This window comes from Microbacterium canaveralium, from assembly GCF_047238045.1.
Lineage (GTDB): Bacteria > Actinomycetota > Actinomycetes > Actinomycetales > Microbacteriaceae > Microbacterium.
Window position 1 is genome coordinate 2,343,824 of record NZ_JBDFMA010000003.1, and the last position, 14,221, is coordinate 2,358,044.

Consider the following 14,221-nt stretch of genomic DNA (forward strand, 5'->3'; position numbering starts at 1 on the left):
TGCCGAGCGCGAGGTCAGCCGTGGCTGACACCGTCTCTGCTCCCCCGGCCGGGGGCCCTTCCACGATCGTCGGCAAGCGCCGCGCCGGGGACACCGCCTTCCTCGGCCTGTCGATGACAGCCGCCGTCTCGATCATGATCATCCTGGCGGGCGTCGCGATCTTCCTGATCATCAAGGGACTCCCCGCGATCACCGGTGACTGGACGCAGGGCGACCTCGCCGGCTACCAGAACGGCTCGTGGACGAACTTCTGGGAGTACGTCGGACCGCTCCTGTGGGGAAGCATCTGGGCGGCTCTGATCGCCATGGTGCTCGGCACCCCGGTGGCGATCGGGATCGCGCTGTTCATCTCTCACTACGCGCCCCGCCGCATCGCCGGGGCGCTCGGCTACATCGTCGATCTGCTCGCGGCGGTCCCCTCGATCGTCTTCGGCCTGTGGGGCATCATCGTGATGCGCCCGCTGCTGATCCCGCTCGGTGAGTTCCTCAACACGTACTTCGGCTGGATCCCGCTCTTCGCCGGTTCCCCGTCCAGCACCGGGTCGACGTTGCTCACCGGCTCGGTGGTCCTCGCCGTCATGATCCTCCCGATCGTCACCTCGATCACGCGCGAGATCTTCCTGCAGACCCCGCGTCTGCACGAAGAGGCCGCGCTGGCCCTCGGCGCCACGCGCTGGGAGATGATCCGCCTCTCAGTCTTCCCCTACGCCCGTAGCGGCATGGTGTCGGCCACTCTTCTCGGCCTCGGCCGCGCACTCGGCGAGACGATGGCCATCGCGCTCATCATCTCGCCCAGCCTCATCTACTCCGTGCTGATCCTCACCGACGGCTACAACTCCCAGACGATCGCCGCCAACATCGCGCTGAACTTCCCCATCGCCACCGACCTGCAGCGCTCCGCGCTCATCGGCACCGGTCTGATGCTGTTCGTGGTGTCGCTCGCGGTGAACATCCTGGCCCGCTACATCATCGGCGCGACTGGCCCGGGGGCGAAGGGTCGCAAGAAGGGGAAGCGCTCGTGACCACCACCAAGAGCCCGTCGAAGGTGTCGACGGCATCGCCGCCCCTGGCGCTCACCAGCGGCCAGCTCCCGCGCTTCATCGAGCCGATCATGCTGCTCGGTGTCGCGGTGCTCGTCGCCGCCGTGCAGTTCCTCCTCGGCGGTTTCCACCTTCCGAGCTGGCTGATCCTCACCGCGGTGCTCTACCTGATCGCGATCGGGGTCGGGTCGTCCATCGTCGAGAGCCGGCGCAAGGCCGTCGATCGCGTGGTCCGTGGCCTCGTCACCGCGGCCTTCCTCCTGGCTGTCGCCCCCCTCATCTCGACGCTGTGGACCGTCGTGTCCAAGGGGCTCGAGGTCGTGAACTGGACCTTCATCACGCAGACGGGCGGCAGCGCGTTCGACCCCGAGACGCTCGAGGTCGTCGCCACCCCCGGTGCCCTCCAGGCGATCGTGGGAACGCTCATCATCACCGGTATCGCCGCCCTCATCTCGGTGCCGATCGGTATCCTCGCGGCGGTCTACCTCGTCGAGTACGCCCTGCCGACCAACCCGCTGCGTCGCACGATCACCTTCCTCGTCGATGTCATGACGGGTATCCCCTCGATCGTCGCCGGTCTGTTCGCGTTCTCGTTCTTCGCGCTGATCGTGGGCCCCAAGGCGTTCAGCGGGTTCTCGGCATCCATCGCCCTCTGCGTGCTGATGATCCCCATCGTCATCCGCTCCACCGAGGAGATGCTGCGTCTGGTGCCCGCCGATCTGCGCGAAGCCTCGCTCGCGCTCGGCGTGCCGCGATCGGCGACGATCGTGAAGGTCGTGCTGCGCACCGCCGCGAGCGGAATCATCACCGGTGTCGTGCTCGCCGTGGCCCGCGTCGTCGGCGAGACGGCGCCGATCTTCATCGCCGCCAGCTTCACCGACAACTTCAACTCCAACCCGTTCGACGGTCCGATGCAGACCCTTCCCGTGATGGCGTACACCGCGTACAGCTTCCCGGGGCAGAACATCGACGCCTCCCAGGCCCAGGCCTGGGGCGCCGCGTTCCTGCTGGTCGTGCTCGTCGTCATCTTCAACCTGATCGCCCGCATCGTGGCCTCGGTGTTCGCACCGAAGGCGCGCTGATCCCAGGAAGGCCCCCGTGTCCAAGCGCATCGAGGTCGAAGACCTCAACGTCTACTACAGCGACTTCCTCGCGGTAGAGGGCGTCTCGATCGACATCCAGCCCCGCACCGTCACGGCCTTCATCGGCCCGTCGGGCTGCGGCAAGTCCACATTCCTCCGCACCCTGAACCGCATGCACGAGGTCATCCCCGGCGGTCACGTCAAGGGACGCGTCCTCGTGGACGGCGACGACCTGTACGGACCCGGCGTCGACCCCGTGCTCGTGCGCCGTCACGTCGGCATGGTGTTCCAGCGCCCGAACCCGTTCCCGACGATGTCGATCCGCGAGAACGTCCTGGCCGGCGCGAAGCTGAACAACAAGCGCCTCTCCAAGAGCGACGGCGACGCGCTCGTGGAGAAGTCGCTGCAGGGCGCGAACCTGTGGAACGAGGTCAAGGACCGCCTCGACAAGCCGGGCGGTGGCCTCTCCGGCGGTCAGCAGCAGCGCCTGTGCATCGCCCGCGCGATCGCGGTGTCCCCCGACGTGCTGCTGATGGACGAGCCCTGCTCGGCGCTCGACCCGATCTCGACCTTCGCGATCGAAGAGCTCATCTCCGAGCTGAAGAACCAGTACACGATCGTCATCGTCACGCACAACATGCAGCAGGCCTCGCGCGTGAGCGACAAGACGGCGTTCTTCAACATCGCCGGCACCGGCAAGCCGGGCAAGCTGATCGAGTACAACGACACCGCGACGATCTTCACGGCCCCCACCGTCCAGGCGACGGAGGACTACGTCTCGGGTCGCTTCGGGTAATTCCCTGCTTCCGACGATGGCCCCGCTTCGCGGGGCCATCGTCGTTTCCGCGGTCAGTCGCGGGGAGAGAGCAGGTACGCGTTGAGCTCGTCCGTCACGGCGCGGTCGACGGCCTTGGGGTGCCCGTCCACGGCGGCGATGGGAGCGGCCAGGCGCACGCTCGACAGGAGCCAGGCGGCATCCGCCCGGGCCAGATCGGCCAAGGCCACCGTCTCGTACACGGCCTCGAAGCCTCGCTGCTCGAGGTGGGTGAACAGACTCAGCTGGGTCGTCCCGTGCAGGATGCCGGCGTTCGGCGTCGGCGTGACGAATCGGTCTCCGAAGCGGAGGATGACGGAGGCGGTGGGCGCCTCGAGCACGTAACCGTCGCTCGTGACGAACACGGCGTCGTCGGCGCCGCGGCGCCTGGCTTCGCGCAGGGCGGCCATGTTCACCGCATAAGACAGCGTCTTGGCACCGAGGAGGAGCCAGGGCGCTCGCGCCGGGACCTCGAGCGCGTAACCCCGGTCGAGCGTCACGACGCGGACGCCCTCGAGGCGTGCGCGGCGGCTGTCGGGGGCGTCGGCGAGCGTGACCCACGCGGTGGGAGTGGGGCCGTGCTCGACACCGCGGCTGAGGATCAGTTTGACGACGCTCTCACCGGCCGGGGCCTCGGCGGCGACACGCTCGATCGCGGCGCGCCACTGCGCGAGATTCGGCTCGGGCAGATCGCACAGCCCCGCGGAGTGAGCGAGTCGTGCCAGGTGCGGGCCGACCTCCTGCGGGTGTCCGTCGATCACACCGATCGACTCGAAGACGCCGTCACCCCGCTGCGCGCTGAGGTCGCCGACGCGCAGTGCCGGACCGTCCGGGTCGATGACCGTGAACGTGTCGGAGAAGTCGTCTCGCCGGATGTCGGATGCCAGGGGGTCGATCACGAGAGCGGAACGCCAAGCCATGGATCGACCCTATGCCCTCGTGCCGACACGCCCGGGCCGCGTCAACCAGCCCGCGCGAGGGAATGCCGAGGTGCCCCACTTGTTACACTTGGATAGCCGGGCCGCAGTAACCCCGGGCTCCATCTTCTGCCGCTGTGAGCGGCCTTGCGCCGAGAGGCGTTCTGCGGCCCGGCACTTTTCTGCCCTGACGGCGCGGCGGCGGGGCGCTCCCTCCGCGAGTCAGGTCAGCGCGTCCCGGCGCCACAGGGTCGCCGCCGCGGCCAGATCATCGGCGTAGGTCGACAGCCGGAGGGCGCGCGTGGTCAGTGCGCTCGCCCTCTCGGACTCGGTGTTCTCGTAGTCGTCGGCCACGTGCGTGGCCCCCGATGCCTGAACGCGGCAGAATGCCGCGGCGCGTTCGAGCGCCACCGCGAAGTCGCCCTCGAACAGGCCGCGCAGGATCGTGTCGATGAGCTGCACGAGCTCCTCCGGACCCGCGGGGGCCGGGGCGCCCACGACCACCGGGTCGACGGTTGCCATCTCGACGCGCCCCCGCTCGAACAGGAGCGCTGCCGTCGCCGCATCGTCGTGGATCATCAGCTGCAGCAGGTAGAGCCGCCAGAGCGCTCCGGGGAGCGACCGGGCAGGCGAACGTGACCAGAGCTCGGCGATGTCGTCGATGCCGTGGTCATCGGTGAACGTCACGAGCCGGTCGACGACATCGCCCGTCGGATCAGCGCGGACGCGCGACAGCAGGGCCTGAGCCGTGCTGTGCGCGACGCGCGACACCTCGGCCGGGTCTTCCGCGGCGAACAGGCGGTCGAACAGTTCGGCGGGACGCCGTACGGGCTTGTGGAAATCGCGAGGGGAATCGCTCATCGTTCCAGGCTAGAGCGTGCGCGCGTCCGGCCGGGCCGGGACAGCGATCGTTCAGGCCGTGGCCAGCGCGACGACAGGCGCAGAGCTCGGTGTGCCGTCGGGCGACCCACCCGCGGGCTCGACCGTCACGGCGATGACGTCGCCGGAGTGGAACTGCCCCTGCAGGATCGCGGTCGCCCGGCCCTCGGCATCCGTCGAGAAGATCCCCGCCGCGATGGGGGTGTCGTCACGAACGAACCACAGCTCGTACGTCTGGTCCGTGGAGAGCGCGGGCATGCCGTCGGTCACGAGCACGCTCTGGCCCGTGGAGGCCGACCAGTGCGCGGTGACGACGCCACCGTCAGGCATGGTCGTGCTGGCCGATTGCGCGTCCGGCGCGGTCGTCACCTGCTCGAGTGCGACGAGCGACGCCGGCCGCGTGAGCTGCTGGCCGATGGTCACGGCGCCGAAGCCGAGGACCAGCACCGCCACGATGGAGGCGGCGAGGGTGAACCAGCGACGCGGGCCCCAGCCCGCTCCGGCGGGGGGTCCCGCGGTCACGGCTTCGAGTTCGGGCTCGACCGGCGCGGGTCCGGCGGCGGCGAAGTCCTCGACGTCGTCTGAGCTGCGCTCCGGCTCTGCCTGCGACAGCTGCGGGAGGTCGGTGATGCGCGCCAGAAGGGAAGCGCGAATGGATGCCGGCGGCTCGACGGGCTCGACCGTCGCGCTGATCGCGGCGACGGCGTCAGCGGCATCCCGAACGTGGGAGGACCAGTGGGGGTTGCCCGCCAAAGCCTCCTGGTACGCGCGTTCATCTGCTTCCGACAGCGCATTCAACGCGTGACCGGCAGCGAGGTCGGCGAAATCCCTCTCGTTCACTTGTCCACCCCCATTTCCATTCTCAAGCGCGACAATCCGTCACGCATCCTGGTCTTGACCGTACCGAGCGGCGCTCCGACGAGAGTAGCGATTTCACTCTGGCTGTACCCGCCGAAGTAGGCGAGCGTGAGTGCTTCCTTCTGTGCGTCGGGCAACGTCGCGAGTGCATCCACGACGCGCCGCCCTTCGATCTTGAGTTCTACGTTCTCTGAGACATCGTCGTAGGCGACGTCGATATTCCGGAAGCCTGCGCGCACATCGCGATCACTGCTCGACTGCGAAGACCGCACGCGGTCCACCGCTCGTCGGTGCGCGATCGTGAGAACCCACGACCTTCCCTGTCCTCTGTTCGGAGTGAAGCGCGAGGCGGATTGCCAGATCTCCAGGAAGACCTCTTGGAGGACTTCCTCGCTCTGCGACCGGTCGACGAGAACTCGCAGGATGAGACCGAACGCGCGAGCAGACAGCGTGTCGTATAGCTCGGCGAAGGCATTGCGGTCGCCCGTGGCGACTTTTTGCAGCAGCTCTCCGACGTGGTCGACGTGGTCCGCCCCGTCATCGGGGAGGGAGAAACCGTCGATCACCATGAATCCCAGCATGCCGCACGCAGTGGGTACTTCCCTTCCCCGTGCGCGCGTGGCGCGCATGAGGTACGCAACCGTGACCCGGCCGAGGCGAATCGCCGGCACCGAGGCACCTGGTCGGCATCCCTGGAAATATTCCAAAGAATATTTTCGACCGTCCGACCTGGGATTTCTTGCCACTCCTCACGCGAATTCGCAACAAACCGCAATCCGAACCGGAGGGGGTCCCGAAGACCCTGTGTACGCCGCAACACGGCGAACCGCCCCTCGCACCGGGGTGTCCTAACGGGTCGCAGACGCGGTCCGAACGATTTCGGAGGAATGTCATGCTCACCAAGAAGAAGCCTGTCGTCGCCGGTCTCGCCCTCGTTCTGGGTTCGGCCTTCGCTCTCACCGCATGTTCGGGTGGTTCCACCACCGCCGGCGGCACCACCGAGGAGTCCTCGTCGGCTCCCTCGATGGCCGCCTCCCCCTCGGCCTCGTCGAGCATGATGGACCCGGCCGCCAACCTCGTGGGCCCCGGTTGCGCCGACTACGCTGCCGCCGTTCCCTCGGGCGCCGGTTCGGTCGACGGCATGGCTGCCGACCCGGTTGCGGTCGCCGCCTCGAACAACCCGCTGCTGACCACGCTCACCGCTGCCGTCAGCGGCCAGCTGAACCCCGACGTCAACCTGGTCGACACGCTGAACGGAAGCGAGTTCACCGTGTTCGCTCCCGTCGACGACGCGTTCGCGAAGATCGACGCCGCCACGATCGACTCGCTGAAGACCGACTCCGCCACGCTGACCAAGATCCTCACGTACCACGTGGTTCCCGGCCAGATCACCCCGGACGAGATCGACGGCACCCACACCACCGTCGAGGGCCAGGACGTCACCGTCTCCGGCTCGGGCGACTCGATTAAGGTCAACGACGCCAACGTCATCTGCGGTGGCGTCCAGACCGCCAACGCGACCGTGTACCTCATCGACTCGGTGCTGATGCCCCCGATGTAATTCTCGGAGCGTGATCATCACGCATCCGACCGGTCGATGAACGATCGGACCTGACGGCGAGCGCCGGACCCCAGGCGAGGGGGTCCGGCGCTCGCTCCTTTGTGCGTTCAGCCGCCGACGACGCGAACGATCTCGTCTTGGACGAGGCCGGCCGCCGTGGGCCCGGCGTTCATGAACCACGGATCGAAGTCGACCGTCGTGGTCTGCCCCTCGGCCACCGCGCTCAGCGTCGACCACAGCGGCGCCGTTTCGATGAACGCGACGCCCTGGCCGGTGCCGCCGTAGAAGACGTGGTCGGCGTCCGCGAGGTCGATCTGCTCGGCGCTGATGTCCTGCGAGGTCTCGTCGAAACGCTGCGATTCCGGTCGCCCGAGACCGAGGTCTTCTGCGAGGCCGCCCACGAAGGACGGCACGCCCATGATCCGCGTGCGATCGCCGGTGGACTGCAGAAACGACACCGTCGGGGCCGTTCCCGGCAGCGTCTGCGCGAACGTCGCGCTGTCGGACTGCAGGGAGTCCAGGACGCCTCGCGCAGCACCCTGCTCGCCGAGCGCGTCGGCGATGAGCAGGAAGTCGCTCTTCCAGTTCACGCCGTTGCCCTTGGTGACGACCGTCGGTGCGATCGCCGAGAGCGCGTCAAAGATCTCGGTACCGCGCGTGGAGTTGATGAGGATCAGGTCGGGGGCCGCCTGAGCGATCGCCTCGAGGTCGGGCTCGGTGCGCTCTCCGATATCGGCCATGGCGTCGAGCCCGGCCGCATCGGCGGCGAAGGCGTCGCGCAGGTACTGCGGCACGAGGCCGCTGTTCTCGGCCCGCGTGGCCGCCACCGGGACCTCACCGAGGCTGAGAACGGCATCCAGCTGACCCGTCGACACCACGGCGATGCGCTCGGGGGCGGCGGGGATCTCGGTCGTTCCCGCGAAATGCGTGACCTCGCGCGGGAAGACCCCGTCCGCTTCGCTCGATCCCATGCCGGGCTCGAGGTCGCGCGACACGACCCACTCGCCCGTGGAGCCGGCCTCCGCATCGGGCAGCGCGGGGGCGGGCGCGGCGGAGGCGCAGCCGGCGAGGGCGAGCAACGCGCCGATGCTCGCCGCGGACACGGCGAGACGTCCTCGGGAACGGAAGCGGGAAGACGGGAAACGAAGGAACGACATGGGGTTAGGTTAGCCTTATCTACATGCCGCTGACTGACGTGGGAGCTCCTCCCGCGGCGACACTCGTCGCTGTCCGGCGGCGGCAACGGCACGTGCGCGCGGTGGTCGTCACGGTCACGGTGTGCGCCCTGCTGCTGGCCCTCGTCGTCGCGAGCCTGGCGGTCGGATCCCGTCCGCTCGCGTTCCCCGATGTGATCGCCGCCCTCGTCTCGGATCGACGGGATGCCACGGGCGTCATCGTCCACGAGCTGCGGCTCCCCCGCACCCTCACCGCACTGCTCGCCGGCTCTGCCCTCGGTGTCGCGGGGGTTCTCATGCAGGCGGCAACGAGGAACCCTCTCGCCGACCCCGGCCTCCTCGGGGTCAACGCCGGAGCGGCGGTGGGTGTCGTCGTGGCGATCGCGTTCTTCGGTGTCGGAACCGCGGGCGGATACGTCTGGTTCGCTTTCGCCGGAGCGGCGGGCGCCGCCGCGGCGGTGTATCTCGCGGCGCGCCCGGGAGGCCGTGGAGGCGCGGTGGGGCTCGTCCTGGCCGGCGTCGCGCTGAGCGCGTGCCTGAGCGCCGTGGTCCGCATCATCACGCTGGCCGACGACGACACGTTCGAGTCGTTCCGTTTCTGGGCGGTGGGGTCGTTCGAGCGCCGCGACGCCGACGTCGCCGTGCAGCTCCTGCCCTTCGCGGTGGTCGGACTCGTCCTCGCGGTCGTCGTCGCGCGCGGCCTCGACCAACTCCGCCTCGGCACAGACCTGGCGCGCGCGCTCGGCGTCTCGCCCGCTGTCGTGCTCGTGGCATCCGGGATCGCGATCACGCTGCTCTGCGCGACGGCCACGTCGGCCGCAGGGCCGCTGGCGTTCATCGGTCTGCTCGTGGCGCATACCGTCCGCGGCGCCGGCCCCGCCGACCTGCGCGCCCAGCTCCCCCTCGCCGCCCTCACCGGCGCGACGGTGACACTCGCGAGCGACGTGATCGGACGTGTGATCGCCGTGCCCGCGGAGGTCGAGGCGGGCATCGTCGCCGCGTTCCTCGGCGCGCCGCTGCTGCTGTGGCTCGTCCTGCGGAGGACGACGTCGTGACCAGCGCCGTGCATCGCGTGCGGTCTCGTCGTCGCATCCGATACGGCGTCGCTGTGGCGGTTACCCTTGCGATCGCCCTCGCCGCGGCGGTCGTCGGCGTACTGACCGGCTCGTTCCAGGCGTCGCCGGCGGAGGTGGCATCCGCTCTCCAGGGAACCGGCGAGGCCCGGACGACTCTCGTCGTCGTGGGCATGCGGATGCCGCGTATCGCGGCAGCGCTGCTGATCGGGGCGGCGCTGGGGCTGGCGGGGGCGGTGTTCCAGACGCTCGCGCGAAATCCGCTCGCGAGTCCCGACATCGTGGGCTTCAGCGCAGGTTCGGCCACGGGCGCGCTGATCGGCCTCACTCTCATCGCCCCGACCGCGTCGCCCGCCGCCGGAGCCTGGATCGGCGGGCTGCTCACGGTTGCGGTCGTGATGCTCATCGCGCGCAGCGCGGGGGTGTCGAAGGAGCGCACGATTCTCGCGGGCATCGCGCTGGCGATCCTCCTCGCCGCGGTCAACGACTACCTGCTCACCCGCGCGCCGCTCGAGATCGCTCGCAACGCGAGCCAGTGGCTGTACGGCAGTCTCGCGGCGACGTCGGCTGCGGACGTGCTGACGCTCGCGGTGTCCGTCGGCGTGCTCGCCGTGGCGATCGCGGTGGTGCACCGCGACGTCCGCGCGATCGAGCTGGGCGACGACACGGCGCGGTCCTTGGGCGTCCGCCTGGGCTGTGTCCGGCTGTTCCTCATCGTGGTCGCGGCCCTGCTCACCGGTACCGCAACGGCCGTCGCCGGGCCGATCGGTTTCGTCGCCCTGGCCGCGCCGCAGCTCGCCCGGCGTGTGACCGGGTCGAGCGGCATCCCTCTTCTCGCGTCGGCGGTGACCGGCGCGACGGTGCTGCTCGTCGCCGACGTCATCGCCCAGCGGGCGCTCGCTCCGCTGCAGATCCCGGTGGGGCTGCTCACCGGCGTTGTCGGCGGGGCGTACCTGTTCTGGGTCGTGGCGCAGGGGCGACGGTGAGGGGTTGCTCTGGCCTGCACGCAGCGGCCGCGGCGCGGGTCTCGCACGGGCCCGTCGGGGCCGTTCGTGGACGCTGGCACCCCGCGACCGCCGGTAGGGTGGATGCCACGGGCCTCTAGCTCAGTCGGTAGAGCATCGGACTTTTAATCCGCGGGTCGTGGGTTCGAGCCCCACGGGGCCCACCACGTTAGCGTTACTCGAAATATCGTCCCTGGCGATGTTTACGGTGCGCCGGTAGGCGACGCATGCGACCTCCGGTCCCTCTGGCCAGATACCGAGGACCTGCACCTCGTCCGCCCAGTAACGCTCAACTGCGGCGATGATGTGCCCGATGAAGTCCATGTTCATCTCCCGGGGAGCTGGAGGCGCGAGCGGGGACGCCCCGATGCTCAGCCTGTCACGACGGCTCGGCGATCGCTTCTGCGAGCGGCTCGCCGGCGTCGAGGTTCTGCGTGAACCATCTGGCTGCCAGCCCACCTGCCTCTTCCGTGGAACGCTCTCGCGCCTTCGTCCCGAGACCGCAGTCCTCTGAAACAGAGCACTCTGCTGAAACAGAGCACTCTGCGACCGCCCCGGTTGCGGTGGTGGAAAGGTCCCGCGAGCACCACGTGGAGCGGGGCGGCAGATCTCTTGGTCCCCACCTTCACCCGGTTCAGCGCCAACCTCCCATACTCGTCTGGATGTGGAACCGTGCTCGCGCGATGTTGCCCCGAACCTGCCCGGTGGTGAGTCCGGTTGTCCGGGCGATCTCCGTGTAACGCATCTGTTCGACCTCGCGAAGCAGCCAGCAGTCCCGTTGCGTGTTCGTCAGCGCTCGCACGGCGACAGAGAGGTCAGTGAGCTGTGCGTTTCTCATCGCCGACGCTTCGGGGCCGTTCTCGTCGGGGCTCTGGAGGAAGCGGGGAAACGGAACCTCGTGCCGATGTCCGCGCAGGTGGGTGAGCGCCTGGTGGGTGGCGATTCGGATGAGCCATCCCCGCACGTGTTCTCGCTCCCGCAGCTGCAGCAAACGCTTCCACGCGATGACGAACGCTTCTTGGACGGCGTCGTCGGCTTCGATAGGGGTCCCCGCGATCCGGGTGGCCGCGCTCATCATCGCCGGGCCATGCCGAAGAGCGAGCGCCCGAAATGCGGAGACATCGCCGGCGATCGCGAGGCCGACGAGAATCCCATCCGCGATCGGGAGCGAGGCGGCCGGCCACGGGACGTTGGAGGCGTGGAACGGTGGCATGGGTGTGGCCCTCCCTGCACGCGAGGCGGAGCGATCCAGAAGGCGAGAGTCAGCGGCTGAATTCCGCTACCCGAAACTGCATAGGGCTCTGGGTCACCTCGTTCACAGCCTCGCGGTCGGGCTCCGGGCAGACGTACAGACCGCGCCGGCTTTGCGCATGGTGGCTGAGGTCGTGCAGCCACGCCTGGTTGAGCGTCGGGTGGCGGCTGCCCTGGTACTTGAATGCCATGGCGGAATGGGCGTGGATGTAGACGGTGGTGCGTCCGCCACCCGTACTGAGGTCGTCTTTCCACGTGAAGGAGAATGCTTCGCCTCGGCGCACCTTCGAAAGGATCACGGTTTGCAGATGAGCCAGGACGCGGTCGTCAATGTCGATCTTGAGAGTGGTGCCGAAGATGAACTTGCCCATGATGGGACCGTCCTGCGCGGGCACGAGACGTCGGATTGCACTCCGAGTCGAGCGGAGCTGAGGACAACGACGCGCCTGAACCCACTTCTGACCTCCAGAGTCGCGGGCCGCGCCGCATGACGCCACCGGTTGCGCATCGGGGCGGGCCGTGCTTCTTCATTGTGGCGAGTCGGGCCACCCCGGGCGCAGCAGGCGAGCCACCCCCGACTGAGCGGGTTACGCGGGAATTCTGCGCACGAACTCATGGATGCGACGAGCAACGTCGGCGGCCGCGGTGAACTGTGCGAGGTGCCGGTGACGTGGGATGACGACGACATCTGCCGAGGGAGCGGACTCTTTCAGCTGTGTGCACCACCGTTGGCCGGCGATGACGTCGGCGCTGCCACGGACGATGAGGAGAGGCATCCGGAGGAGGGCCACCCTCTCATCGAGGCGATAGCGGAGCATATGGCGGACCTGAGTGGCGTACCAGAGGGGCCCGCACCGCAGATAATCACGGAACACCATGACATTGAGGGCGAGAGGTTCCCGCAGAAAATCGGTCACGAGCAAGAGCATCTGAGCGCTCAGGCTGCGATGTCGACGGTCGGTCACCGGTCCGCAGACGACCACCGCGGATGCCCGCTCGGGATGCTGCAGGGCGAGTTCGACAGCCCACTGGGCACCCATGGAATGTCCGACGAGAATCCCGCCGGACACCCCCAAATCCTCGAGCACGGTCGCGAGCGCGTTCGATATCTCAGCGACATCCGGCGCCCCGGCGGGTTTGGGGAGGCCGCCGAAGCCGGGAAGATCGATCGAGTGCACGTCCCCGTGTGCAGAGAGTTCGCGATGGAGTCTCGTGAAGTACTTGTGTGAGGTACCGAGTCCGTGGACGAGGACGAATGCGAGCGCGTTCGGCGCGCGCCGGTGACTGGAGACGGCCCGGAAAGTCAGGCCGTTGACTGTCCGCTGCGTGACCGAGCGATCGACGGCATGTGATTCATCCGACACGCGCTCCGCGGTGGGGCGTGCAGGAGTCTGGCGGGTCACGCCCCGGCCCCGGATTCGGGAACGCGGATGGTGAGTGCGCCCGGCTCGATCCAGGCATGGAAAGCCGTGGCTTCTCCGAAAGCGTCACCGTCGAGCTCGATCTGTTCCGGACGCGACAGTCGGGCGGTGAAGCGGGTGGCCGTTTCGTAGTGCAGGTCACCGTCATTGCGACGCTCACCCGCGATCGACCGGCCGGGCGCGGTGCGACGGACGATCCCGTTGATCCAAGCGATCTTCCACCACACGCGGATCCAGCCGAGCGCTCCGCCGGGGCGCATCAGAAGAAGGTCGAGAAGGCCGTCGTCCACGACCGCGTCGGGCATCAGCAGGATGTTGGAGGGGAGGGATCCACAGTTGCCGAGGATGACGGTATGAACGGTCGCGCGTTGGGGCTTGCGGTCGTCCCGTCGGAAGCGCAGGTGCAGTTCGTCGGGATCGCGCAGCGAGGCGATGATTGCTCGCAGATACGCAATCCACCCCGCCTTCTTCTTCAGGTCGTCGTCGGTGTTGTCGATCATCTTCGCGTCGATTCCCATTCCGGCCATCACCACGAAGACGTGACGAGTGCGCGTGCGGTCCTGACGTTCGATGTCGATGACGCCGAGATCGATGTGCCTGTCCACTCCGGTGAAGGCGGTGCGCACGGAATGAGGCAGGTCGTTGAGGGTGAGGTGCAGATTCCGGGCGAGCAGGTTGCCGGTCCCGGAGGGAAGCAACGCGACGGGGACGGTCGTGCCCCGGACCGCCTCCGCGATGGCGCGAACGGTCCCGTCACCACCCGCGGCGATGATCAGATCGGCGCCGGCCTCGAGCGCTCGCGCGGTCACGCCTTGCCCGACGTCCTCGACGGACGTTTCGTACCAAGAGGTTTCCGACCACCCGGCATCGGTTGCCGCATCCGTCACGGCGGCGCGGAGGCTGTCGATATCCACTTTGGTGGGGTTGTACACCACCGCGGCGGTCTTTCGCGCCGTGTCCGGTGTCACGGGCGCCCCGTGCGGCCGAGGTCGTGCAGGTGTGGGACGAGCGTGGTGCGAGCCGACATGGCGCCGCCTCTCAGATTGCGGACTCCGACAACACACCACCGTGAGCGAAACCGCCACATGGTTGCCAAGGCCCGAAATCCGTGCAGCGCGTGCGGCCACTCCCCTTGCCGCCTTCGGT

15 protein-coding genes and 1 tRNA gene are annotated in these 14,221 nt (G+C 68.5%); 7 read left to right on the forward strand and 9 right to left on the reverse strand.

Features of this window, described 5'->3' with window-relative positions:
• Positions 1 to 20: 20 nt before the first annotated feature.
• Genes pstC through pstB form a run of 3 tightly spaced genes read left to right on the forward strand, consistent with a single transcriptional unit; the run spans position 21 to position 2,918 of the window.
• Positions 21 to 1,022: a phosphate ABC transporter permease subunit PstC gene (gene pstC / locus ABC271_RS12140; RefSeq protein WP_412925107.1), complete on the forward strand. Its 1,002-nt coding sequence runs from the start codon at positions 21 to 23 to the stop codon at positions 1,020 to 1,022.
• Positions 1,019 to 2,122 carry a phosphate ABC transporter permease PstA gene (gene pstA, locus ABC271_RS12145; RefSeq protein WP_412925108.1) on the forward strand — a complete coding sequence of 368 codons (1,104 nt, stop codon included), beginning with the start codon at positions 1,019 to 1,021 and terminating at the stop codon, positions 2,120 to 2,122. Before pstC ends, pstA begins: the two co-directional genes overlap by 4 nt.
• 16 nt (positions 2,123 to 2,138) lie before the next feature.
• Positions 2,139 to 2,918, forward strand: coding sequence for a phosphate ABC transporter ATP-binding protein PstB (gene pstB / locus ABC271_RS12150; RefSeq protein ID WP_138172720.1), 780 nt, complete (start codon positions 2,139 to 2,141; stop codon positions 2,916 to 2,918).
• A 53-nt stretch (positions 2,919 to 2,971) separates the two neighbouring features.
• Here the strand turns inward: pstB and ABC271_RS12155 are convergent, their stop codons facing one another.
• The 4 genes from ABC271_RS12155 to sigK form a co-directional block, all read right to left on the reverse strand.
• The gene (locus ABC271_RS12155) at positions 2,972 to 3,856 is read right to left on the reverse strand and encodes an aminodeoxychorismate lyase (RefSeq protein ID WP_412925109.1); all 885 of its coding nucleotides are present in this window, start codon (positions 3,854 to 3,856) and stop codon (positions 2,972 to 2,974) included.
• Between the two features lie 219 nt (positions 3,857 to 4,075).
• On the reverse strand, positions 4,076 to 4,714 hold the full coding sequence (locus tag ABC271_RS12160; RefSeq protein WP_412925110.1) for a DNA-directed RNA polymerase subunit beta: 639 nt from the start codon (positions 4,712 to 4,714) through the stop codon (positions 4,076 to 4,078).
• A gap of 51 nt (positions 4,715 to 4,765) precedes the next feature.
• Entirely contained in the window at positions 4,766 to 5,572 is an 807-nt protein-coding gene (locus ABC271_RS12165; RefSeq protein WP_412925111.1) for an anti-sigma factor, read from the reverse strand.
• Positions 5,569 to 6,171, reverse strand: coding sequence for an ECF RNA polymerase sigma factor SigK (gene sigK / locus ABC271_RS12170; protein ID WP_412926156.1), 603 nt, complete (start codon positions 6,169 to 6,171; stop codon positions 5,569 to 5,571). The genes ABC271_RS12165 and sigK overlap by 4 nt, the downstream gene beginning before the upstream one ends.
• A gap of 311 nt (positions 6,172 to 6,482) precedes the next feature.
• Here sigK and ABC271_RS12175 point away from each other — a divergent pair, with 311 nt between their 5' ends.
• Positions 6,483 to 7,151: a fasciclin domain-containing protein gene (locus ABC271_RS12175; protein WP_412925112.1), complete on the forward strand. Its 669-nt coding sequence runs from the start codon at positions 6,483 to 6,485 to the stop codon at positions 7,149 to 7,151.
• 107 nt (positions 7,152 to 7,258) lie between these two features.
• On the opposite strand, the gene ABC271_RS12180 is transcribed toward ABC271_RS12175, so the two are convergent.
• Positions 7,259 to 8,308: an ABC transporter substrate-binding protein gene (locus tag ABC271_RS12180; protein WP_412925113.1), complete on the reverse strand. Its 1,050-nt coding sequence runs from the start codon at positions 8,306 to 8,308 to the stop codon at positions 7,259 to 7,261.
• A 23-nt stretch (positions 8,309 to 8,331) separates the two neighbouring features.
• Here ABC271_RS12180 and ABC271_RS12185 point away from each other — a divergent pair, with 23 nt between their 5' ends.
• The 3 genes from ABC271_RS12185 (at position 8,332) to ABC271_RS12195 (ending at position 10,570) form a co-directional block, all read left to right on the forward strand.
• A complete protein-coding gene (locus ABC271_RS12185) occupies positions 8,332 to 9,381 on the forward strand; it encodes a FecCD family ABC transporter permease (RefSeq protein WP_412925114.1) in 1,050 nt (349 codons plus the stop codon).
• Positions 9,378 to 10,385, forward strand: coding sequence for a FecCD family ABC transporter permease (locus tag ABC271_RS12190; RefSeq protein WP_412925115.1), 1,008 nt, complete (start codon positions 9,378 to 9,380; stop codon positions 10,383 to 10,385). Before ABC271_RS12185 ends, ABC271_RS12190 begins: the two co-directional genes overlap by 4 nt.
• Before the next feature lie 109 nt (positions 10,386 to 10,494).
• Positions 10,495 to 10,570, forward strand: a tRNA-Lys gene (locus ABC271_RS12195).
• 467 nt (positions 10,571 to 11,037) lie between these two features.
• Here ABC271_RS12195 and ABC271_RS12200 read toward each other — a convergent pair.
• The 4 genes from ABC271_RS12200 to ABC271_RS12215 form a co-directional block, all read right to left on the reverse strand.
• Positions 11,038 to 11,616 (reverse strand): RNA polymerase sigma factor, encoded by a 579-nt coding sequence (locus tag ABC271_RS12200; RefSeq protein WP_412925116.1) that lies wholly within the window; start codon positions 11,614 to 11,616, stop codon positions 11,038 to 11,040.
• Positions 11,617 to 11,665: 49 nt separating this feature from the next.
• A complete protein-coding gene (locus ABC271_RS12205; RefSeq protein ID WP_412925117.1) occupies positions 11,666 to 12,025 on the reverse strand; it encodes a DUF7882 family protein in 360 nt (119 codons plus the stop codon).
• A 216-nt stretch (positions 12,026 to 12,241) separates the two neighbouring features.
• A complete protein-coding gene (locus ABC271_RS12210; RefSeq protein WP_412925118.1) occupies positions 12,242 to 13,057 on the reverse strand; it encodes an alpha/beta fold hydrolase in 816 nt (271 codons plus the stop codon).
• Entirely contained in the window at positions 13,054 to 14,043 is a 990-nt protein-coding gene (locus ABC271_RS12215) for a diacylglycerol/lipid kinase family protein (protein ID WP_412925119.1), read from the reverse strand. The genes ABC271_RS12210 and ABC271_RS12215 overlap by 4 nt, the downstream gene beginning before the upstream one ends.
• Between the last annotated feature and the right edge of the window lie 178 nt (positions 14,044 to 14,221).

Coding starts and splice junctions, on each gene's coding strand:
- ABC271_RS12205 (WP_412925117.1), bottom strand. CDS start 12,025: ATGGGCAAGTTCATCTTCGGCACCACTCTCAAGATCGACATTGACGAC.
- ABC271_RS12175 (WP_412925112.1), top strand. CDS start 6,483: ATGCTCACCAAGAAGAAGCCTGTCGTCGCCGGTCTCGCCCTCGTTCTG.
- ABC271_RS12200 (WP_412925116.1), bottom strand. CDS start 11,616: ATGCCACCGTTCCACGCCTCCAACGTCCCGTGGCCGGCCGCCTCGCTC.
- ABC271_RS12180 (WP_412925113.1), bottom strand. CDS start 8,308: ATGTCGTTCCTTCGTTTCCCGTCTTCCCGCTTCCGTTCCCGAGGACGT.
- ABC271_RS12155 (WP_412925109.1), bottom strand. CDS start 3,856: ATGGCTTGGCGTTCCGCTCTCGTGATCGACCCCCTGGCATCCGACATC.
- ABC271_RS12185 (WP_412925114.1), top strand. CDS start 8,332: ATGCCGCTGACTGACGTGGGAGCTCCTCCCGCGGCGACACTCGTCGCT.
- ABC271_RS12160 (WP_412925110.1), bottom strand. CDS start 4,714: ATGAGCGATTCCCCTCGCGATTTCCACAAGCCCGTACGGCGTCCCGCC.
- sigK (WP_412926156.1), bottom strand. CDS start 6,171: ATGCTGGGATTCATGGTGATCGACGGTTTCTCCCTCCCCGATGACGGG.